This is a genomic window from Staphylococcus condimenti (genome assembly GCF_001618885.1).
GTDB lineage: Bacteria > Bacillota > Bacilli > Staphylococcales > Staphylococcaceae > Staphylococcus > Staphylococcus condimenti.
In genome coordinates this window covers 2511293-2530156 of sequence record NZ_CP015114.1, presented here as the reverse complement: position 1 = coordinate 2530156, position 18864 = coordinate 2511293, and the positions used below count along the sequence as shown (strand labels likewise).

Genomic DNA, 18864 nt, shown 5'->3' with positions numbered 1-18864 from the left:
TACTATTCAAGAGCAGTTGCGCCGCCGACAATCTCAGTAATTTGTTGAGTGATTGCAGCTTGACGTGCTCGGTTATATTGTAATGATAAATCGTCAATAAGGTCGCTCGCATTATCAGAAGCATTTTTCATAGCAGTCATACGCATTGCATGTTCACTTGCTTTTGCATTTAGAATCGTGCCATAAATTAAACCTTCTACATATTGCGGCAAAATAATATTCAAGATTGATTCTTTATCAGGTTCAAATTCATATGAAGACATTTGTCCATGACCTGAACTTGCATCTTCTTTACTTAATGGTAATACTCTTTTAGCAGTCGGTTTGCTTTCAAGAACATTGACGAATTTATTATAGTAAATATTTAATTCATCGATATCGCCGTTTTCATATAAATCAATTGCTTTCTTAGTGACAGGTTCGATTGATTTGAATGTTGGCTGATCTGGTACATCAGGCAACGCATATTCAACCTCAATACTTCTATTTTTGAAGAAGTCTATCCCTACTTTACCAAGAACTAACAATTTATAATCACCTGGATTTTCTCCACGTTCTTGAATATCATGTAAAACTTTACGTAAGATATTAGCGTTATACGCACCTGCTAATCCACGGTCACTTGAGATAACTAAGTATCCACGCTTTTTCACTGGACGTTCGACAAGCATTGGATGATTAGATGTTGTTTGACCCGCTACAGCAGTAATTGCATTTTGCAATTTATCCATATAAGGTTTGAACTGATTTGTATTTCGTTGTGCTCTGTTTAATTTAGAACTCGCAACCATGTTCATTGCCTTAGTGATTTGATTCATTTTCTTCGTCGATTTAATTCTTGAATCAATATCCTTTAGAGATCCCATTATTTCACCACCTTATTTAATACTTCGCTTCTGTATTACTCAGATACGCTGAAACTGCGTTTGAAATTTTCAATTGCGCTGTTCATTGCTTCTTTATCTGGTAATGTACCTTTGTCTTTGATTTCATCTAATAAATCTGTTGCATTATTTTTAGCCCAGTTAATTAATTCGTTTTCAAAACGAATAATATCTTCAACCGGAATATCATCTAAGAAACCATTTACTAATGCATAGATAATCAATACTTCATTTTGAACTGGAAGTGGTGCACCTTGAGGTTGTTTCAAGACTTCAACCGTACGTTTACCACGTTCTAATTTTTTAGCTGTGAATTCATCTAAATCAGAACCAAATTGAGCAAATGATTCTAATTCACGGTAAGAAGCTAAGTCTAAACGTAATGTACCTGCAACTTTTTTCATTGCTTTAATTTGAGCTGAACCACCAACACGTGATACAGAGAAACCGGCATTGATCGCTGGACGTACACCAGAGAAGAACAAGTCAGATTCTAAGAAAATTTGTCCGTCAGTGATTGAAATAACGTTTGTTGGTACATAAGCTGAAATGTCACCAGCTTGTGTTTCAATGATAGGCAATGCAGTGATTGAACCGCCGCCTAGTTCATCATTTAATTTTGCAGCACGTTCTAATAATCTACTATGTAGATAGAAAACGTCACCAGGATAAGCTTCACGACCTGGAGGTCTACGAAGTAATAATGAAAGTTCACGGTAAGCCGCAGCTTGTTTAGTTAAATCATCATAAACGATTAAAACTTGTTTACCATTGAACATAAATTCTTCACCCATTGTCACACCTGAGTATGGTGCAATATATAATAATGGAGCCGGGTCAGCTGCTGATGCTGTTACTACGATTGTATAGTCTAAAGCACCGCTTTGTCTTAATTTTTCAACAGTTGAACGAACTGTAGATTCTTTTTGTCCAATTGCAACATAGATACAAATCATATCTTGATCCGCTTGGTTCAAGATTGTATCAATAGCAATTGTAGTTTTACCTGTTTGACGGTCACCAATGATTAACTCACGTTGACCGCGTCCGATTGGAACTAAAGCATCGATTGCTTTAATACCAGTTTGTAATGGTTCATCTACTGATTTTCTCGCCATAACACCAGTTGCTTTTTCTTCAACTGGACGAGTTTTATCAGTTTTAATTGGACCTTGTCCGTCTAATGGTTGACCTAATGGGTTAACCACACGTCCGATAAGTTCTTCGCCTACAGGTACTTCCATGATACGTCCTGTACGTTTAACTTCATCGCCCTCTTTAATATCTGTATATGGTCCTAAAATAACGATACCAACGTTTGATTCTTCTAGGTTTTGAGCTAATCCAAGAACACCATTGTGGAACTCTACTAACTCACCAGCCATAACGTCGTTTAATCCGTGAACTAATGCGATACCGTCACCAATCTGAATTACAGTACCGACATCAGTAACAGACATCTCTGACTCATAATTTTCGATTTGTGAGCGAAGTAATGCACTAATTTCTTCAGCTTTTATGGCCATCTATGTCACTCCTCTTTAATAAATTATTTCGTTCTGATAAATTTTCTTTCAATTTGAGCAAGATCATTTTGAATGCTTCCATCAAAGACTTTTGTACCCACTTTGGCTCTTACACCGCCAATAAGTGATTTATTAATTACATTTGTAATAATTAGTTTTGACAACCCTGTACGTTGAATCAACGCTTCACCGACTTTATCTAACTCATCTTGAGATAGTTCGTGAACTGATTCAACAGTTGCAAAGTCTTGATTGTAATATTGATTGTATAGACCTTCAAATGCTTTGAATACTTCAGGTAAAATAGATAAATGACGATTTTCAGCCATAACAAACAACATATTTTTCAAGTATTCATTAACACCTTTAAATGCTGATTCTACGATATGTTTACGATCTTTAGCGATATTTTTAGGGTCTGAATCAAAAGCTTTCAATTTGTCTTGATTAGGAATTACTGCTTCATCAACTGCAGCAAATTCATCGTACATTAATTCTAAAACATCTTTGTCGAGTGACGTTTCATACAGCGCTTGGGCATATTTTTTAGCAATAATTGCCATTATTTATCCCCTACCTCTTTAATGTACTTTTCGATCAAATCTTTTTGATCTTTCTCTGAAATGTCTTTTTGTAAAATTTTAGACGCAATCAGAACTGACAACTTAGAAACTTCATCATTGATTTCAGAGATTGCACGTTCTTTTTGGCTATTGATTTCACTTTGAGCAGTTTCAATCATGCCATTTGCACGTTGATTAGCTTCATGGATGATTTGTTCGTGTTGATCACGTGCTTGCACTTTTGCTTCTTCTAAGATTTTTTGAACCTCGTTTTGAGTTTCTCTTAGAGTTTGTCTGTTTTCTTCTTCAAGTTTTTGAGCATTTATCTTAGCTTGTTCTGCATCATCAATATCTTTATTGATATCTTGTTCACGTTTATCCATCACTTGTTTCAATGGACCCCATGCGAACTTTTTAAGCAATGCTAACAGGATTAAGAAAGTAATTAATGTTACTAATATTGAACCCCATTCTACACCGCCGCCTGCAGCACCAAGAACTAAATTATTTGTAGTCGCAGTCACAGTACTTGGACACTCCTTTCATTCAAAGTCCTCTATTGGCATATAGTGTTAATCTATTACGAAAGAAATGGCGAAAGCCGATTTTTGACTTCGCCGCTTGCCTCGATTGTATTTATTACTGGAATAAAACAATGAATGAAATTACAAGACCAAGGATAGGTAATGCCTCAACCAAACCGATACCGATGAACATAATTGACATTAATTGTCCACGTGCTTCTGGTTGACGTGCTACACCTTCAACTGTTCTAGATACAATAAGACCGTTACCAATACCTGCACCAAGTGCTGATAAACCAATTGCGATTGCCGCTGCGATTAAATTCATATTAAAAAATCCTCCTAAATGTGTTTAAAATATTTAATTAAAACTAGTGATCGTCCGCAATTTTATGGGACATGTATACCATGGATAACATGATAAAGATATACGCTTGGATAGTACCAATGAAAATCGAGAATGCTTGCCAAGCTATTAAGCCTGGAACACCGATAATCCAACCCCAAGCCGCATGACCGATTATCAAGGATGATAATAAGCCGATTAAAATCTCACCTGCGTAAATGTTACCATACAAACGTAAGCCGAGTGTCAATGTATTTGTAAATTCTTCAAATATATTGACAGGTGTTAATGCAAGGAATGGCTGACCATAATTTTTAAAGTAGTTTTTCGCTCCTCGCATTTTAATACCATAGTAATGTGTTAATAAAATTACCATAGTTGCTAATGTTAGAGTAACAGTAGCGTCAGCAGTTGGAGATTTCCACCATAATGTATGGTCGATTACAATTGCAAAAGGTAATCCGAGCATATTTCCGACAAATATGAACAAAATCAACGTAACAGCTAAGAAATGGAATTGTCCTCCTTTTTTCCAAGCTAAGTTACTCTCGATAATGCCTCTTACAAAGTCAAAGACCCACTCGATAAAGTTTTGTTTGCCGGTTGGACGTTTTTGCAAGTTTCGAGTACAAGCTATAGCTATCACTAAAACAATAAGCGAAGTAATGATTACCATTAAAATACTTGCTAAGTTGAACTTAATATCCAAACCGAACAAATCCCAAGTAACTACAGGGCTTTTATGTTGCATATAATACTCACCTCTTTCATCCATTGATTTGTATTACATTTTGTGAAGAAATGGTCGCAAGATGATTAAAATATATGAAATCATCAAACCAATCATTACACCAATAATATTCACTTGGTTTTTAAAGAAAAGCCAGGTGCAGCAGGCAAGAAATGCAACGAGATACCGCCAAAAACCGCCTGTTGATACCTGAGACGTCTCCTCTTTCTGCGCCTTAGATAAATATAATTCAAAGATGTATGTATTGATCAAAGAACCAAATGAACCGATTATAAGGCCATAAATGAAAGGTTTTGGTATTATTAATGCAATAATCACCAACACTGACAACCAATAAATGTAATATTGAAGATACTTCTTGAAAATTATGTTGAATTGCTTCATTTATTGTGCCTCATTTCACATGGAAATACGAATCATCTGAAAACCATTTCATCCATACATTTTTAATGATAATATAGCACTCTTGCGCGTGTCAATTACATTCAAAATAAGCTATTCTTATGTTTAACAATTGTCACATTTTAGACACAAATTTTGATATTTATTCAAAATTGTCTTTATTTTCGCCAAAATCATATGGTTTTTCACAAGTTAGCCCAAAATAGTACTTTATATTGTCACAAATACGCTCAGCTGCATGACCATCGCCATATGGGTTATCCGTTTCACTCATTGCTTTATAAATTGATGCGTTTGTTAATAGCTCATCTGCAGCTTGATAGACACTTTTCTCATTTGTACCAACTAGTTTAAGCGTTCCTGCTTCTACGCCTTCAGGTCGTTCTGTTGTATCTCTTAAAACAAGTACTGGCTTACCAAGCGATGGTGCCTCTTCTTGTATACCACCTGAATCAGTCAAAATCAGATAAGATTGATGCGCAAAATTATGGAAATCAATGACCTCAAGCGGTTCTATTAATTCTATACGTTCATGATTATCCAAATATTTTTCAGCAATCTCTCTCACTTTCGGATTCTTATGCATCGGGTATACCGCTACAACATCATCATGTTGATCTACAATCTCTCTTACTGCTTTAAAAATATGTTCCATAGGTTTCCCTATATTTTCACGTCGATGTGCTGTCAATAAAATTATACGCTTATCTTGATGTTTGCCGATAATCTCAGACTGATAGTCATCTTTAATAGTAGTAGACATCGCGTCGATAGCTGTATTTCCTGTAATAACTATTGAGTCGGCCGAGTGATTTTCTTTCAATAAGTTTTCTGCAGCTTGTGCTGTTGGTGCGAAATGAATATCTGCAAGATTACTTACCATCTGTCTGTTCATTTCTTCAGGATATGGAGAATACTTATTCCAAGTTCGTAATCCAGCTTCTACATGACCAATTGCAACTTGGTTATAAAATGCAGCCAATGCACTTGCGAAAGTTGTCATCGTATCTCCATGAACTAATATCATATCTGGCTTTTCGGCTTTAATGACTGCTTCTAGTCCTTTCAACACCCTTGATGTAATATCAGAAAGTGTTTGTCCTGCCTGCATTACATTCAAATCATAATCGGGATGAATATCGAATGTTTCTAATACAGAGTCAAGCATTTCGCGATGTTGAGCCGTTACCGCTACGACAGCTTCCAATGAGGATTCTTTTTTTAGTTGCGCAACAAGAGGCGCCATTTTAATTGCTTCTGGTCTTGTTCCGAATACAGTCATAATTTTCTTCATAAAAAAATCTCCTTAAATACAAAAGAAAGTATGCATGGCTACTTAACATTTAAATGGGGCCGTTTTTAATGGTCACAATGCTAATCACCTGCATACTCTGTTACGTATTCAACATTTTATATTCAATAGACACTAGTTACACCGTTAATGATGATAAAAACGGAAGCGTCTTGCTGTGTCCAATTATTTTGTTCCGAATAAACGGTCTCCAGCATCACCTAATCCTGGTGTAATATACGCTTTATCATTCAGCTTTTCATCAAGTGCTGCAATAAAGATATCTACATCTGGATGAGCTTCTTGAAGTTTTTCGACACCTTCAGGCGCTGCAATCAAACACATGAAACGAATGTTTTTAGCACCACGGTTTTTTAATGAATTAATTGCTTCAATTGCTGAAGCCCCTGTTGCTAACATCGGATCTACAACTACAATTTCACGTTCTTCAATATCTTGCGGTAATTTCACAAAATATTCAACCGCTTCTAATGTTTCGGGATCACGATATAAACCAACATGTCCTACACGAGCTGCTGGTATCAAACTTAAAATACCTTGTGTCATTCCTAAACCTGCTCTTAAAATAGGTACGAATGCCAGTTTTTTTCCTGACAATCGTTTTGCCGTTGTTTTCGTTACTGGTGTTTCAATTTCAACATCTTGGAGCTCCAAATCTCTTGTTACTTCATAAGCCATCAACATGCCGACTTCATCAACAAGTTCTCTGAATTCTTTTGTTCCTGTGTTAGCATCACGGATATAGCTCATTTTATGTTGAATGAGTGGATGATCAAATACATGTACTTTACCCATAACGGTGTTGCCTCCTAGTTTATCTTATTTATATAATGGATGTTTTGAAGTCAATGCTGCTACACGTTCACTTGCTTCTTTCAACTTAGCTTCATCTTTAGGATTTTGAACAACCAAGCTAATGATTTTAGCCACTTCTTCAAAATCTTCCTCTTTGAAACCGCGTGTTGTAGCTGCTGGTGTACCTAAACGCAAACCGCTTGTTACAAATGGTTTTTCTTGATCAAATGGAATTGTATTTTTATTACAAGTAATTCCGACTTCATCTAATGCTTCTTCCGCTTCTTTACCTGTAATACCAAATGAACCTTTAACATCAACTGCTACTAAGTGGTTGTCAGTTCCACCAGACACTACTCTGAAACCTTCTTTGACTAATGTATCAGCTAATACTTTTGCATTTTTTATAACTTGCTCTTGATAATCCTTGAAGTCAGGATTTAAAGCCTCTCCAAATGCTACTGCCTTAGCAGCAATAACATGCTCTAACGGTCCGCCTTGAATACCAGGGAAGATTGTTTTATCAATTTGTTTTGCATACTCTTCCTTAGTAAGAATCATACCACCACGCGGTCCTCTTAAAGTTTTATGCGTTGTTGTTGTAACAAAATCAGCATAATCTACAGGATTTTGATGTAAACCTGCAGCTATAAGGCCAGCGATGTGTGCCATATCCACCATTAATTTAGCACCGACTTCATCAGCAATTTCTTTAAATTTCTTAAAGTCGATTTCACGAGGGTAAGCAGATGCGCCTGCAACAATTAACTTTGGTTTGTTTTCTTTTGCAAGACGACGTACTTCTTCATAGTCGATACGTTCAGTTTCTTTATCTACACCATATTCAACAAAGTTGTAAAATTTACCGCTAAAATTGACTGGAGCGCCGTGTGTTAAGTGACCTCCATGACTCAAATTCATACCTAATACAGTATCTCCATGATCTAAAGCTACTAAATAAACTGCCATATTTGCTTGTGAGCCTGAATGCGGCTGAACATTCACATGTTCTGCACCGAACAATTCCTTAGCACGTTCAATTGCTAATGTTTCAGTAACGTCTACATACTGACAGCCACCATAATAACGGCGACCTGGATAACCTTCGGCATACTTATTCGTTAATACCGAACCTTGTGCCTCCATAACTGCTTCAGATACAAAGTTTTCAGATGCGATTAATTCAATGTTGTTGTTCTGGCGGTTGTATTCATTTTGAATAGCTTCAAATACTGCTTTGTCTTCCTTTTCGATAAATGACATGACATCATTCCCCCAATTCGATTAGTTATAAAGTATAGTGAGCACGTTCGCCGCCAATCAATTTCGGTCTAGAAGAAGCAATCGTGACAATTGCATCTCCAACTGTTTTAACTGAAGTGCGAACCGGTATAGCAACATGTTTAATGTGCATACCAATCATAGTTTGTCCAATATCGATACCACGTGAAGCTGTAATCTCTTCAACTACCATCGGATCTTTCATATGACGATAAGCATATGTGGACATACTGCCACCAGCGTGAACAGCAGGTACAACTGTTACTTCTTCCATTGTAAGTGGATTGAAATGTTCACGTTCGATTGTAATTGCCCTATTAATGTGCTCACATCCTTGGAATGCGAAAATAACGCCAGTCTCATTACTTACTTTCATTAAAGCGTCAAAGATTTCTTGTGCAACATCAATTGAACCTACAGAACCGATTCTTTCTCCAATTACTTCAGATGTTGAGCAGCCGATTACGCAAATTTCATCAGCTTTAAAGAAATCTTGTTCTTTCAATTCTTCTAGCAATAACTCCAAATTTTCCATTTAATTCCACCCCTTTGTTTTTGATGACAAAGAAATAAGTTCTTAGAAAAATCAACTTTCCTCAATAACTTATTCCAAACATAAGCAAACGATGCTTTATGGAAATATTATAACGCATTTGAACCTTAACTTATACTAATTATTCACATAAACTCGATACGATGTTTCAATTCTGTGATTAAATAATACAATTCTTTATAAACATTTTGATAATCTGAGTAACTGCCGCCTATAGGATCTGATACCTCACCATTTTGTTTTGCATATTCATATAATGTATAAATAGGTAATGATTGCGGATACATCATTTCAAGCTGCTGTTTATGACTTGCAGTCATTGTTAAGATTAAATCTGCATTTGTATCTGAATCACGCCATTGCTCAGCCATAGTCGGGGCATCAAAATTTTCTTTTGCTAAAATTTCTTTTGTATACATAGAAGGTGCTTGTCCATCCATTGCAAATAAACCGCGCGATTCAATTGTATGCTCTGGTAAAAGTTTTTTTGCAATACTTTCTGCCATTGGACTGCGGCATGTATTGCCTGTACAGACAAAAATTATTTTCATAACTGTTCTGCTCCTACTATTTGATTTCCAGTTGCTTTTTCTAAACGATTAAGAAAAGCATTACTTTCATCAGTTTTATCAAATTTAAAAATATAACCTTGCTCGATATCTGTATCTGTATCTAATTCATGCAGTATTTGATACAAGTTATGATTCGCATTTTTTAAATCCGTTTCATCTACACTCAATTCACGATACAATGCTTTTTTGGGAAGATATTTTTTAAGTGTAGCCGGCACTGCAAACAAAGTGTTTTCCCAATTTTTCTGAGATGTGATAGCTGCATTTAAATCCGTCAGCATCGCTACTGGCGTGTCTGGAGAATAGTGCTTATATTTCATACCAGGCGCGATAGGTTTGTCTGTATTCAATACCGATGTCGTATCTATACTACCAGGTATCACCTGTTCTATCATTTCTACAGTGATGGCGCCTGGACGCGCTATTCTAAATGGATACTGTGTACAATCCAACACTGTACTTTCCAATCCTTCTTCACTCTGATCTCCATTAACAATTCCAGCTACTTTACCATTTAAATCATGATTGACATGTTCAAAAGTTGTAGGTGATGGACGGCCGCTTAAATTTGCACTCGGTGCTGCAATTGGTAATCTAACTGCTTTTAAAATAGCACGCCCTACTGGATGACTTGGCATTCTGACAGCAATAGAAGATAATCCTCCTGACACCCTTTTACATAAATAACCTTCTTTTAATGGCAAAATAAATGAAATAGGACCTGGCCAGAACACATCCATCAATTGTTGTGCCTTTTCTGGAATTTCAGTAATAAAGTCATTCATTTGTGTTTGGTCGTATATATGTACAATTAATGGATTATCAGATGGGCGGCCTTTGGCTTCATAGATTTTTTTTACGGCTGTATCATCTTTTGCATTAGCACCTAATCCATATACTGTTTCAGTTGGGATTGCGACTAACTCGCCTTTTCGGTATATTTCAGCAATTTCTTCTATTGCCGCTTTGGCTTTTGACGAATCAATCTCTTCACTTAAGTCCCATATTTTTGTCTGCATTATATGACACGTCCTTTCATTATTATTTTAAAACAAAAGAAAAAGTTATGCGAGAATCAGGAATTTAACGTCATTTCCCATTCTCCATAACTTTTTAAACAGAGTTCCATTGAAATGATACAATGCGATCATTACTATTAATATCTGCAATTACCTCAACCTCAATATGAGGATATTTTCTTTCTATCATTCTTTTTAATACTGCTCCTTGTTCAAAACCGATTTCAAATACCACTATGGCATTATCATTCATTACATATGGTAACTGTTCAATGATAGCAGCATAAATTGCTAAACCATGATTTTCTGCAAACAACGCTTGATGCGGCTCAAAATCCAAAACAGTTTCCGCCATTTCTGAAGCATCAGCAAAATCTATATATGGCGGATTTGAAATCAATCCATCTAAACGGATATTATTGTCAACTAATGGTTCTAATGCATTTCCTTTTAAGAAAGTGATTTCTGCATGATGTACATGTGCATTTTGTTTTGCAACTTCTAAAGGGCCATCATACAAATCTGTCGCATATACTTTTAAATCAGGGCGTAATTGTTTCAACATCACAGCAATAATACCGCTTCCTGTCCCAATATCGGCTACAACAGCACCTTGTTGACATCGTTCTTTAAAATGTAATAGTACCTCTTCTGTTTCAGGACGTGGAATCAAACAACGGTTATCTACTTTAAATTTCTCGCCTAAAAAAGTTTGAAATCCTGTAATGTATTGAATCGGTTCACCTGAAAGCATGCGTTCAGCAGCATCATTAAATCGTTCCAATTCATCATCTGAAATATTTTCTTCGCGCCGCATGACGTAATCTGTAAATGACCAATCAAATAAATCCATCATTAGCCATTCTGCTCGTTTAGGTTCGAAACCTTTTGCAATTGCTTGTTTTGAAGCTTTACTTACAGCTTCTTTATAAGTCAACGTTATTCAGTTCTTTCAGTTTCTCTGTCTGTTCTGACATTGTTAAAGCATCAATAATTTCATCTAATTTACCTTCAACAATTTGATCAAGTTTTTGAATTGTTAAACCAATACGATGATCCGTCACACGATTTTGAGGATAGTTATACGTACGAATACGTTCTGAACGATCTCCTGTACCTACTGCAGATTTACGTTCTGAATCATATTTTTCTTGTTCCTCTTGTAATTTCATATCATAAACACGTGCTTTCAATACTTTTAAAGCTTTTTCACGGTTTTGAATTTGGGATTTTTCAGAAGAAGTCGCAATAATACCAGTCGGCAAGTGAGTAATACGCACTGCTGAGTCAGTTGTATTAACGTGCTGTCCACCTGCACCGCTTGAACGGTATGTTTCAATTTTTAAATCTGCATCTTTAATATCCACTTCTACATCTTCTGCTTCAGGCAATACTGCAACGGTCGCAGTAGAAGTATGAATACGACCACCTGATTCAGTTTCTGGAACACGCTGCACACGGTGAGCTCCGTTTTCATATTTCAATTTAGAATAAGCACCTTGACCATTAATTGTGAAACTGATTTCTTTAAAACCGCCATGATCGCTATCATTCATTTCAATCACTTCTGTTTTATAACCAAGCCCTTCACTAAAGCGTGTGTACATACGATATAAATCCCCAGCAAAGATAGCTGCTTCATCACCGCCTGCAGCTGCTCTGATTTCAACTACAACGTTTTTGTCGTCATTAGGATCTTTAGGAATGAGCAGCATTTTCAACTCTTCCTCTAAACCTGGCAATGTATCTTTTAATTCATTCATGTCAGTTTTCAACATGTCTACTTCTTCTTTATCTGTTGTTTCAGACAGCATTTCTACGATTTCATCAATATCTTCCTTATTTTGTTTATACTGACGATAAACATCTACTGTCTTTTGTAAATCAGATTGTTCTTTAGAATATTCACGAAGTTTATTTGAATCACTTACCACATCTGGATCACTTAGTAATTCATTTAATTGTTCATAACGTTCTTCAACAATATCTAACTGGTCAAACATCACAATTCCTCCTTCTCAGATTCACTCGGCGCTACGATATGGTGCGCACGGCATCTTGGTTCATAACTCTCATCTGCTCCTACCATGATAACAGGGTCATCCGCTTTAGCTGGTCTGCCATTTATAAGACGTTGCGTTCTGCTGGCTGGTGCACCGCATACGGCACATACCGCTTGGAGCTTTGTTACAAGTTCACTCACTGCCAAAAGTTGCGGCATAGGTTCAAAAGGTCTGCCTTTAAAATCCATGTCTAGTCCTGCAACAATGACACGATGGCCTTGTTCTGCTAAATCTTGAGCAATTTCTACGATTTTATTTTCAAAAAATTGAACTTCATCAATTCCTATAACATCTACTTCAGATAAGTCATGCTCTAAAATTTCTTCAGCTCGTTGGATATTGATTGCTTCAATTGCATTGCCATTATGAGATACCACTTTTTCTTTATGGTAACGATCGTCTATTGCAGGTTTGAATACTACCACTTTTTGTTTCGCAAAAATGCCTCGTTTTAATCTGCGAATCAGTTCTTCAGATTTTCCACTGAACATACTGCCTGTGATACATTCAATCCATCCGGAATGATAAGTTTCGTACATTATGCTTTTCCTTCCTTTTCAAATCAAAATCATCTCATTATATCATATTTTTAATTTTGATAGCGTACCTAATTTCAACTTAAATAAGATGAAATAAAAAAACTCCCGACAAAGCGGGAGTTTCGAAATTCTAAATTATTCGTTATTATTTGATGATTTAAGACCAAATTTTTTGTTGAAACGTTCAACACGGCCATCCGCAGCAGCGAATTTTTGACGACCAGTGTAGAATGGATGTGAATCTGAAGAGATGTCTAAACGAATTACTGGATATTCGTTGCCATCTTCCCATTCCATAGTTTCTGATGATGTTTTAGTTGAACCACTTAAAAATTTAAAGTTAGTTGTTGTATCTAAGAAAATAACTTTGTGGTATTCAGGATGAATTCCTTGTCTCATTATTATTTCAGCTCCTTTGCCCTGAACCATCTGGAACAGAGTTATTTGTGAGTTTTTACCCAATACTTAGTAATTATAATTGGTAGAAGTATAAATTGCAACCCATTCTAAGATTCTTCTAAAAGAAATTATTAGATAATCGGTTTACCTGTTTTCTTACTTTCTATAGCTGCATCTTGTAATTGTTCGAAAAATTCCTTGTTCGTTTTTGATTTTTTCAATTTGCGAATAAAGCGCTCTGTAAAATCAGTGGTATCGCGGAACATATTACGTAATTGCCATAGACTATCTAATTCTTTTTTATCTACTAATAATTCTTCTTTACGTGTAGAACTTCTAGCGATATCAATTGCAGGGAAAATACGACGCTCTGAGAGTTTTCGGTCAAGGTGTAATTCCATGTTGCCTGTACCTTTAAACTCTTCATAAATAACATCGTCCATTCTAGAACCTGTATCTACTAAAGCTGTAGCAAGTATCGTCAAACTTCCGCCAGCTTCAATATTTCTAGCTGCACCAAAAAAGTTTTTAGGTTTGTATAACGATGCAGGATCTAAACCGCCTGATAATGTACGGCCGCTTGGTGGAATGACCAAGTTATAAGCACGTGCTAAACGTGTAATAGAATCCATTAAAATAATGACATCTTCACCAATTTCAACCAAACGTTTCGCACGTTCTAATAATAATTCGGCAACTTTAACATGATGTTGCGGCGGTTCATCAAATGTTGAGTGTACTACTTCAGCATCTTCGCTTGAGCGTTCAATATCTGTAACCTCTTCAGGACGTTCTCCTACTAAGAGGATAAATAATTTGGCATCCGGTTTATTTGTTGTAATAGCATTCGCAATTTCTTTTAATAATGATGTTTTACCTGCTTTTGGAGGTGCTACAATCAATCCACGTTGACCTAAACCGATGGGTGCAACTAAATCCATAATTCTTGTTGAATAATTAGTGGGCTCTGTTTCTAATTTGATTCTTTCTTCGGGATAAAGTGGAGTGAGAGCTTGGAAGTGGGGTCTTTTCTTTACTTCCTCAGCATTATGGTCGTTGACGAAATCAACTTGAAGCAAACCGTAGTACTTTTCGTTGTCCTTAGGCTTTCTGACTTTACCAGTAACTTTGTCACCAAGTTTAATTTCAAAGCGTCGAATTTGGCTGGCTGAAATATAGATATCTTTTTCACCTTTGGAATAGTTGACTGTTCTTAAAAAACCGTAACCATCTGGCTGAATATCATCTAAGATACCTTCCATATAATAATTGCCGTCTTTTTCCATTTGCGCTTCCATGATGGCCAGAACTAATTCTTTTTTATTTAATTTACTATAATTTGTTAATTTCAACGCTTTAGCCTTTTCAGTTAAAACTTTCGTTGTATTATTTTTGTACAACTCATGAAAAGACTCATATTGAGGAGATGTACGCACTCTTTCAGTCATGATTGACACTCATTTCATTATAGATTCGGATTAATTACTCGTGAGCAAGTAATTATACTAGACTTACTATAGCAAATTTTGATTTTAATTACAAAATCAATCTGTTCAAAAAATAATATTAACTGATAAATCGGTTGAATTTTACTTAAAATATTAAAAACCGGGGAAATAATCCCCGGTTTAGAACTTAAATCATCTATTAAATTGATATATTAATTATTCATAATATCCTGCAATTGATTTGATTTCTAGGAATTCTTCAATTCCGTAGTCGCCCCATTCGCGACCAATTCCTGATTGTTTGTAACCGCCGAATGGTAAGTCTGGTTTGCGACCAGCTTCATTGATTTCAATTGTTCCTGCTTCAATTTCACGTGCTACTTTTCTTAAAGTATTCAAGTCTTTACCGTAAACATATCCAGCAAGACCATATTTAGTTTCATTTGCGATTTTAATTGCTTCGTTTAAATCTTTGTAAGTGATAATTGACATTACAGGACCAAAGATTTCTTCTTGAGCAATTGTCATATCATTAGTCACATTTGCGAAGATAGTTGGTTTAGCGAAATAACCTTTTTCTAATCCTTCAGGTTTGCCGACACCGCCTAATACAAGCTCAGCGCCTTCATCGATACCTTTTTGGATATAATCTTCAACTTGATCGAATTGTTTTTTACTGATGATTGGACCCATTTGAACACCTTTTTCTCTAGGGTCTCCGACTTTAACTTGGCTCATTTTTTCTTTAGCAGCTTTAATGAAGTCATCTTTCATTGATTCTGGAACGATTGTACGTGTACCTGCAGTACAAACTTGACCAGTATTATTATAAACTTTGCCTACTGCAGCTTCAGCTGCGCCTTCAATATCTGAATCATCAAGAATAATATATGGTGATTTACCGCCTAATTCTAATGATACTTTCTTGAAGTCGTCTGCAGCTTTTTTCATAATTTTAGAACCAGTTGGACCAGAACCAGTAAATGACATCATACGTACTTTCGGATTTTCACTTAGTGGGTTGCCGACACCTTCGCCATCACCATTTACTAAGTTGAAGACACCTTTCGGTACGCCAACTTTGTCGAAGATTTCTGCTAAAATAATTGCAGCAAACGGTGTCATTTCAGAAGGTTTCAATACAACTGGAGAACCTGCTGCGAATGCAGCTGCTAATTTTAATGATGTTTGATTAGTTGGGAAGTTCCAAGGTGTGATTAATCCTGCTACACCAATTGCTTCTTTCACAACTAAATCATCACCGCGTTTTTCTTCAAATTCAAATTTATCTAATGCATCTCTTGCTTCAGTAAAGTGAGCAAGTCCCATTTCATAATGAACATTTTTAGAAATTTCAAGAGGTGAACCTAATTCATCAGTAATAGCCTCTATAATGTCATCTTTTCTATTTTTATACTCTTGTACAATTTTATCTAATAAATCTCTTCTAAATTCTGCACTACTGTGACGGAATTCAAGGTAAACATCGTTTGCAGCATCTACTGCTTTATCTACATCTTCTTTATTGCCTTTTGCAATTTGGCCTAATACTTCTTCATTGGCAGGGTTAATAACATCAAGTGTTTCACCGCTTGTACTATCTACCCATTCGCCATTGATATATTGTTTAGTTTGAATTCTCAATTATAGTCACTCCTTAGGAAATACGACTTATATTTATATTCTAACCGGAATTTATGAATTTTAAACGAATCTGCTCAAAACAAAAACAGTACATTCATATTATGAACATACTGTTTTTGATTTATACTTCCACTTGATTGTTTTCAAGTTCTACATATTTTTGAGCCCATTCTTCCATCGGTATTAAAGCTTTAGCCAAAGCCTCACCTTTATCAGTAAGCTGATAAACAATTGAGAGTGGTGCTTTTGAAATTATATTTTTTTCAACTAAATTCCAATCCATCAATTCAGTTAATTTCAAACTTAACGCACGAGGCGTAATAGGTTTTAAATCTTTTTTCATGTCACTGAAATGTGCTGAATTTTCGGGACATCTTGAGAGATAGTTAATAATTAATCCATTCCAACTTCTACCGATGATTTTAAATGTTTCTTCTAAATAAGGACATACTTCCATTTAAATCACCTCTCCATGATAAACAATCATGTTTCGTTTTAGTATACAAAGTATATCACATTTTTTAGAGTTTTTCACTCCAAATGTCTGCCCCAAGTGATTTTAAATTTTCTACAATATTTGTATAGCCTCTATAAATGTGGTTCACATTATAAATTGTAGTTTCGCCTTCAGCAATCAAACCTGCAACCATCAAACAAGCACCTGCGCGCAAGTCGCTTGCATAAACAGAAGCACCATGCAATTGAGAAGGTTTAATTGTAGCTGTACCTCGATCAACATGGATATTACCGCCCATTTTTTGAAGTTCATCGATGTGTTTAAAACGCTCTGGGTAAATTGTATCTGTCACAAATGAAGGCCCATCTGCTAAGAACAATAATGGTGTAATAGGTTGTTGCAAGTCTGTCGCAAATCCAGGATAAACTAATGTTTTGATATTTACGCTTTCATAAGGTTTTTTACTTCTTATCACTGCGCTATCATCGTTGATTTCAACATCTGCACCTAATTCACGAAGCTTCACAGTTAAAGGTTCGATATGTTTAGGGATAATATTTTCTAATTCAACTTCCGTACCGCAAGCTGCAGCCATACACATATAAGTACCCGCTTCAATACGATCTGGGATGATTTGATGTGAAACACCATGTAAATGCTGTACACCAGTAATTTTAATTGTGCTTGTACCGGCACCTTTAATTTTTGCACCCATTCCTGTTAAGAACGTAGCCACATCTACAACTTCAGGTTCTTTCGCAGCATTTTCAATTACAGTTTGACCTTCTGCTCTTACTGCAGCAAGCATGATATTAATTGTTGCACCGACACTTACCATATCAAGAAAGATATTTGCACCTTTTAGTTCGTCCGCTTCAATTTTCATAGAAGTTGGACTGGATTCATCGATTTTAGCACCAAGTGCTTTGAAACCTTTAATATGTTGATCGATAGGTCGCGGTCCTAATGGACAACCGCCTGGCAAACCGATAACACATTTCTTGAAACGTCCAAGCATTGCACCCATCATATAATACGATGCTCTCAATGACTCTACTTTATGATTCGGTAAGGAAGCATTCTGAATTTCAGTAGGATCTACTTTTAAATTTGTATGATCCAATTCAGTTTTAATATTTAAATCTCCTAATAAACTTACCAATGTTTCAACATCTGAGATTTGCGGCAGACCTTCCAATGTCACAACATCTTCTGCTAATAATGCTGCAGGAATAATTGCAACCGCACTATTTTTAGCACCGTTGATTTTAATTTTTCCATTTAATGGCTGCCCGCCTCTGATTTTTATTACTTCTTGAGCCATCCTTTGTTCTCCTTTTTCATTCAATCTTTAATCCTTCACTTTACAAGCAGTTATCAAAACGATAAACACTTGCCCCACCTTCAATGACTTATCTTATGGTCATCTTCCAATTTATTAATCCGATAGTTTCTATTTGTAATCGCTCTATTTGATTATAATATAAAAATATGAGTTATAGTATTATCACTTCGAAAAAATATTAGTTTCCTCGATGAAACTATCTCATATAATTTATATTAAAAGTTTTCTTCAATATAAGTTATGTACCTTATGATATTTAGGTTTGAACATACATATAAATTATCGTAGTTTATTGCTTAAATCACTTTAGACATTATAGCATAAAGCACATTAGAACTGTAAAATTATTTCACTAGAAAATAATTGTAATTTGGTTGCGAAATTACTCTAATTGCAATTTAAATTTTTATAACAGTACTTTAACCTTATTAATTTCCTTAT

Annotated in this window: 21 protein-coding genes; all 21 read right to left on the bottom strand. The window is 35.7% G+C overall.

What is annotated here, in order from left to right:
- Nucleotides 1-2: 2 nt before the first annotated feature.
- Entirely contained in the window at nt 3-866 is an 864-nt protein-coding gene (gene atpG, locus A4G25_RS12130; RefSeq protein ID WP_047132348.1) for an ATP synthase F1 subunit gamma, read from the bottom strand.
- Nucleotides 867-901: 35 nt separating this feature from the next.
- Nucleotides 902-2410 carry a F0F1 ATP synthase subunit alpha gene (atpA, locus tag A4G25_RS12125; RefSeq protein ID WP_047132347.1) on the bottom strand — a complete coding sequence of 503 codons (1509 nt, stop codon included), beginning with the start codon at nt 2408-2410 and terminating at the stop codon, nt 902-904.
- 23 nt (nt 2411-2433) lie between these two features.
- The gene (locus A4G25_RS12120; protein ID WP_047132346.1) at nt 2434-2973 is read right to left on the bottom strand and encodes a F0F1 ATP synthase subunit delta; all 540 of its coding nucleotides are present in this window, start codon (nt 2971-2973) and stop codon (nt 2434-2436) included.
- Nucleotides 2973-3497 (bottom strand): F0F1 ATP synthase subunit B, encoded by a 525-nt coding sequence (locus A4G25_RS12115; RefSeq protein ID WP_047132345.1) that lies wholly within the window; start codon nt 3495-3497, stop codon nt 2973-2975. The genes A4G25_RS12120 and A4G25_RS12115 overlap by 1 nt, the downstream gene beginning before the upstream one ends.
- A 115-nt stretch (nt 3498-3612) precedes the next feature.
- Nucleotides 3613-3825: a F0F1 ATP synthase subunit C gene (atpE, locus tag A4G25_RS12110; RefSeq protein ID WP_015900858.1), complete on the bottom strand. Its 213-nt coding sequence runs from the start codon at nt 3823-3825 to the stop codon at nt 3613-3615.
- A gap of 43 nt (nt 3826-3868) precedes the next feature.
- Nucleotides 3869-4594, bottom strand: coding sequence for a F0F1 ATP synthase subunit A (atpB, locus tag A4G25_RS12105; protein ID WP_047132344.1), 726 nt, complete (start codon nt 4592-4594; stop codon nt 3869-3871).
- A gap of 33 nt (nt 4595-4627) precedes the next feature.
- Nucleotides 4628-4978 carry an ATP synthase subunit I gene (locus tag A4G25_RS12100; protein ID WP_047132343.1) on the bottom strand — a complete coding sequence of 117 codons (351 nt, stop codon included), beginning with the start codon at nt 4976-4978 and terminating at the stop codon, nt 4628-4630.
- A 160-nt stretch (nt 4979-5138) separates the two neighbouring features.
- The gene (wecB, locus tag A4G25_RS12095) at nt 5139-6290 is read right to left on the bottom strand and encodes a non-hydrolyzing UDP-N-acetylglucosamine 2-epimerase (RefSeq protein ID WP_047132342.1); all 1152 of its coding nucleotides are present in this window, start codon (nt 6288-6290) and stop codon (nt 5139-5141) included.
- A 183-nt stretch (nt 6291-6473) separates the two neighbouring features.
- Entirely contained in the window at nt 6474-7103 is a 630-nt protein-coding gene (gene upp, locus A4G25_RS12090; protein ID WP_047132341.1) for a uracil phosphoribosyltransferase, read from the bottom strand.
- 24 nt (nt 7104-7127) lie between these two features.
- Entirely contained in the window at nt 7128-8366 is a 1239-nt protein-coding gene (gene glyA, locus A4G25_RS12085; protein ID WP_047132340.1) for a serine hydroxymethyltransferase, read from the bottom strand.
- A 25-nt stretch (nt 8367-8391) separates the two neighbouring features.
- The gene (locus A4G25_RS12080) at nt 8392-8919 is read right to left on the bottom strand and encodes a TIGR01440 family protein (RefSeq protein WP_047132339.1); all 528 of its coding nucleotides are present in this window, start codon (nt 8917-8919) and stop codon (nt 8392-8394) included.
- A 143-nt stretch (nt 8920-9062) separates the two neighbouring features.
- A complete protein-coding gene (locus tag A4G25_RS12075) occupies nt 9063-9488 on the bottom strand; it encodes a low molecular weight protein arginine phosphatase (protein ID WP_047132338.1) in 426 nt (141 codons plus the stop codon).
- Entirely contained in the window at nt 9485-10528 is a 1044-nt protein-coding gene (locus tag A4G25_RS12070) for an L-threonylcarbamoyladenylate synthase (RefSeq protein ID WP_047132337.1), read from the bottom strand. The genes A4G25_RS12075 and A4G25_RS12070 overlap by 4 nt, the downstream gene beginning before the upstream one ends.
- Nucleotides 10529-10622: 94 nt before the next feature.
- On the bottom strand, nt 10623-11465 hold the full coding sequence (gene prmC, locus A4G25_RS12065; RefSeq protein ID WP_047132336.1) for a peptide chain release factor N(5)-glutamine methyltransferase: 843 nt from the start codon (nt 11463-11465) through the stop codon (nt 10623-10625).
- The gene (gene prfA / locus A4G25_RS12060) at nt 11455-12531 is read right to left on the bottom strand and encodes a peptide chain release factor 1 (protein WP_047132335.1); all 1077 of its coding nucleotides are present in this window, start codon (nt 12529-12531) and stop codon (nt 11455-11457) included. Before prfA ends, prmC begins: the two co-directional genes overlap by 11 nt.
- A complete protein-coding gene (locus tag A4G25_RS12055) occupies nt 12531-13130 on the bottom strand; it encodes a thymidine kinase (RefSeq protein WP_047132334.1) in 600 nt (199 codons plus the stop codon). Before A4G25_RS12055 ends, prfA begins: the two co-directional genes overlap by 1 nt.
- Before the next feature lie 135 nt (nt 13131-13265).
- Entirely contained in the window at nt 13266-13529 is a 264-nt protein-coding gene (locus A4G25_RS12050; protein WP_047132333.1) for a type B 50S ribosomal protein L31, read from the bottom strand.
- 131 nt (nt 13530-13660) lie between these two features.
- Nucleotides 13661-14977, bottom strand: a complete 1317-nt coding sequence (gene rho / locus A4G25_RS12045) for a transcription termination factor Rho (protein ID WP_015900870.1) — start codon at nt 14975-14977, stop codon at nt 13661-13663.
- A gap of 216 nt (nt 14978-15193) precedes the next feature.
- The gene (locus A4G25_RS12040) at nt 15194-16621 is read right to left on the bottom strand and encodes an aldehyde dehydrogenase family protein (RefSeq protein ID WP_047132332.1); all 1428 of its coding nucleotides are present in this window, start codon (nt 16619-16621) and stop codon (nt 15194-15196) included.
- Between the two features lie 121 nt (nt 16622-16742).
- Nucleotides 16743-17078 carry a winged helix-turn-helix transcriptional regulator gene (locus tag A4G25_RS12035; RefSeq protein WP_047132331.1) on the bottom strand — a complete coding sequence of 112 codons (336 nt, stop codon included), beginning with the start codon at nt 17076-17078 and terminating at the stop codon, nt 16743-16745.
- Nucleotides 17079-17142: 64 nt separating this feature from the next.
- Nucleotides 17143-18402: a UDP-N-acetylglucosamine 1-carboxyvinyltransferase gene (locus A4G25_RS12030; protein ID WP_047132330.1), complete on the bottom strand. Its 1260-nt coding sequence runs from the start codon at nt 18400-18402 to the stop codon at nt 17143-17145.
- Nucleotides 18403-18864: the final 462 nt, after the last annotated feature.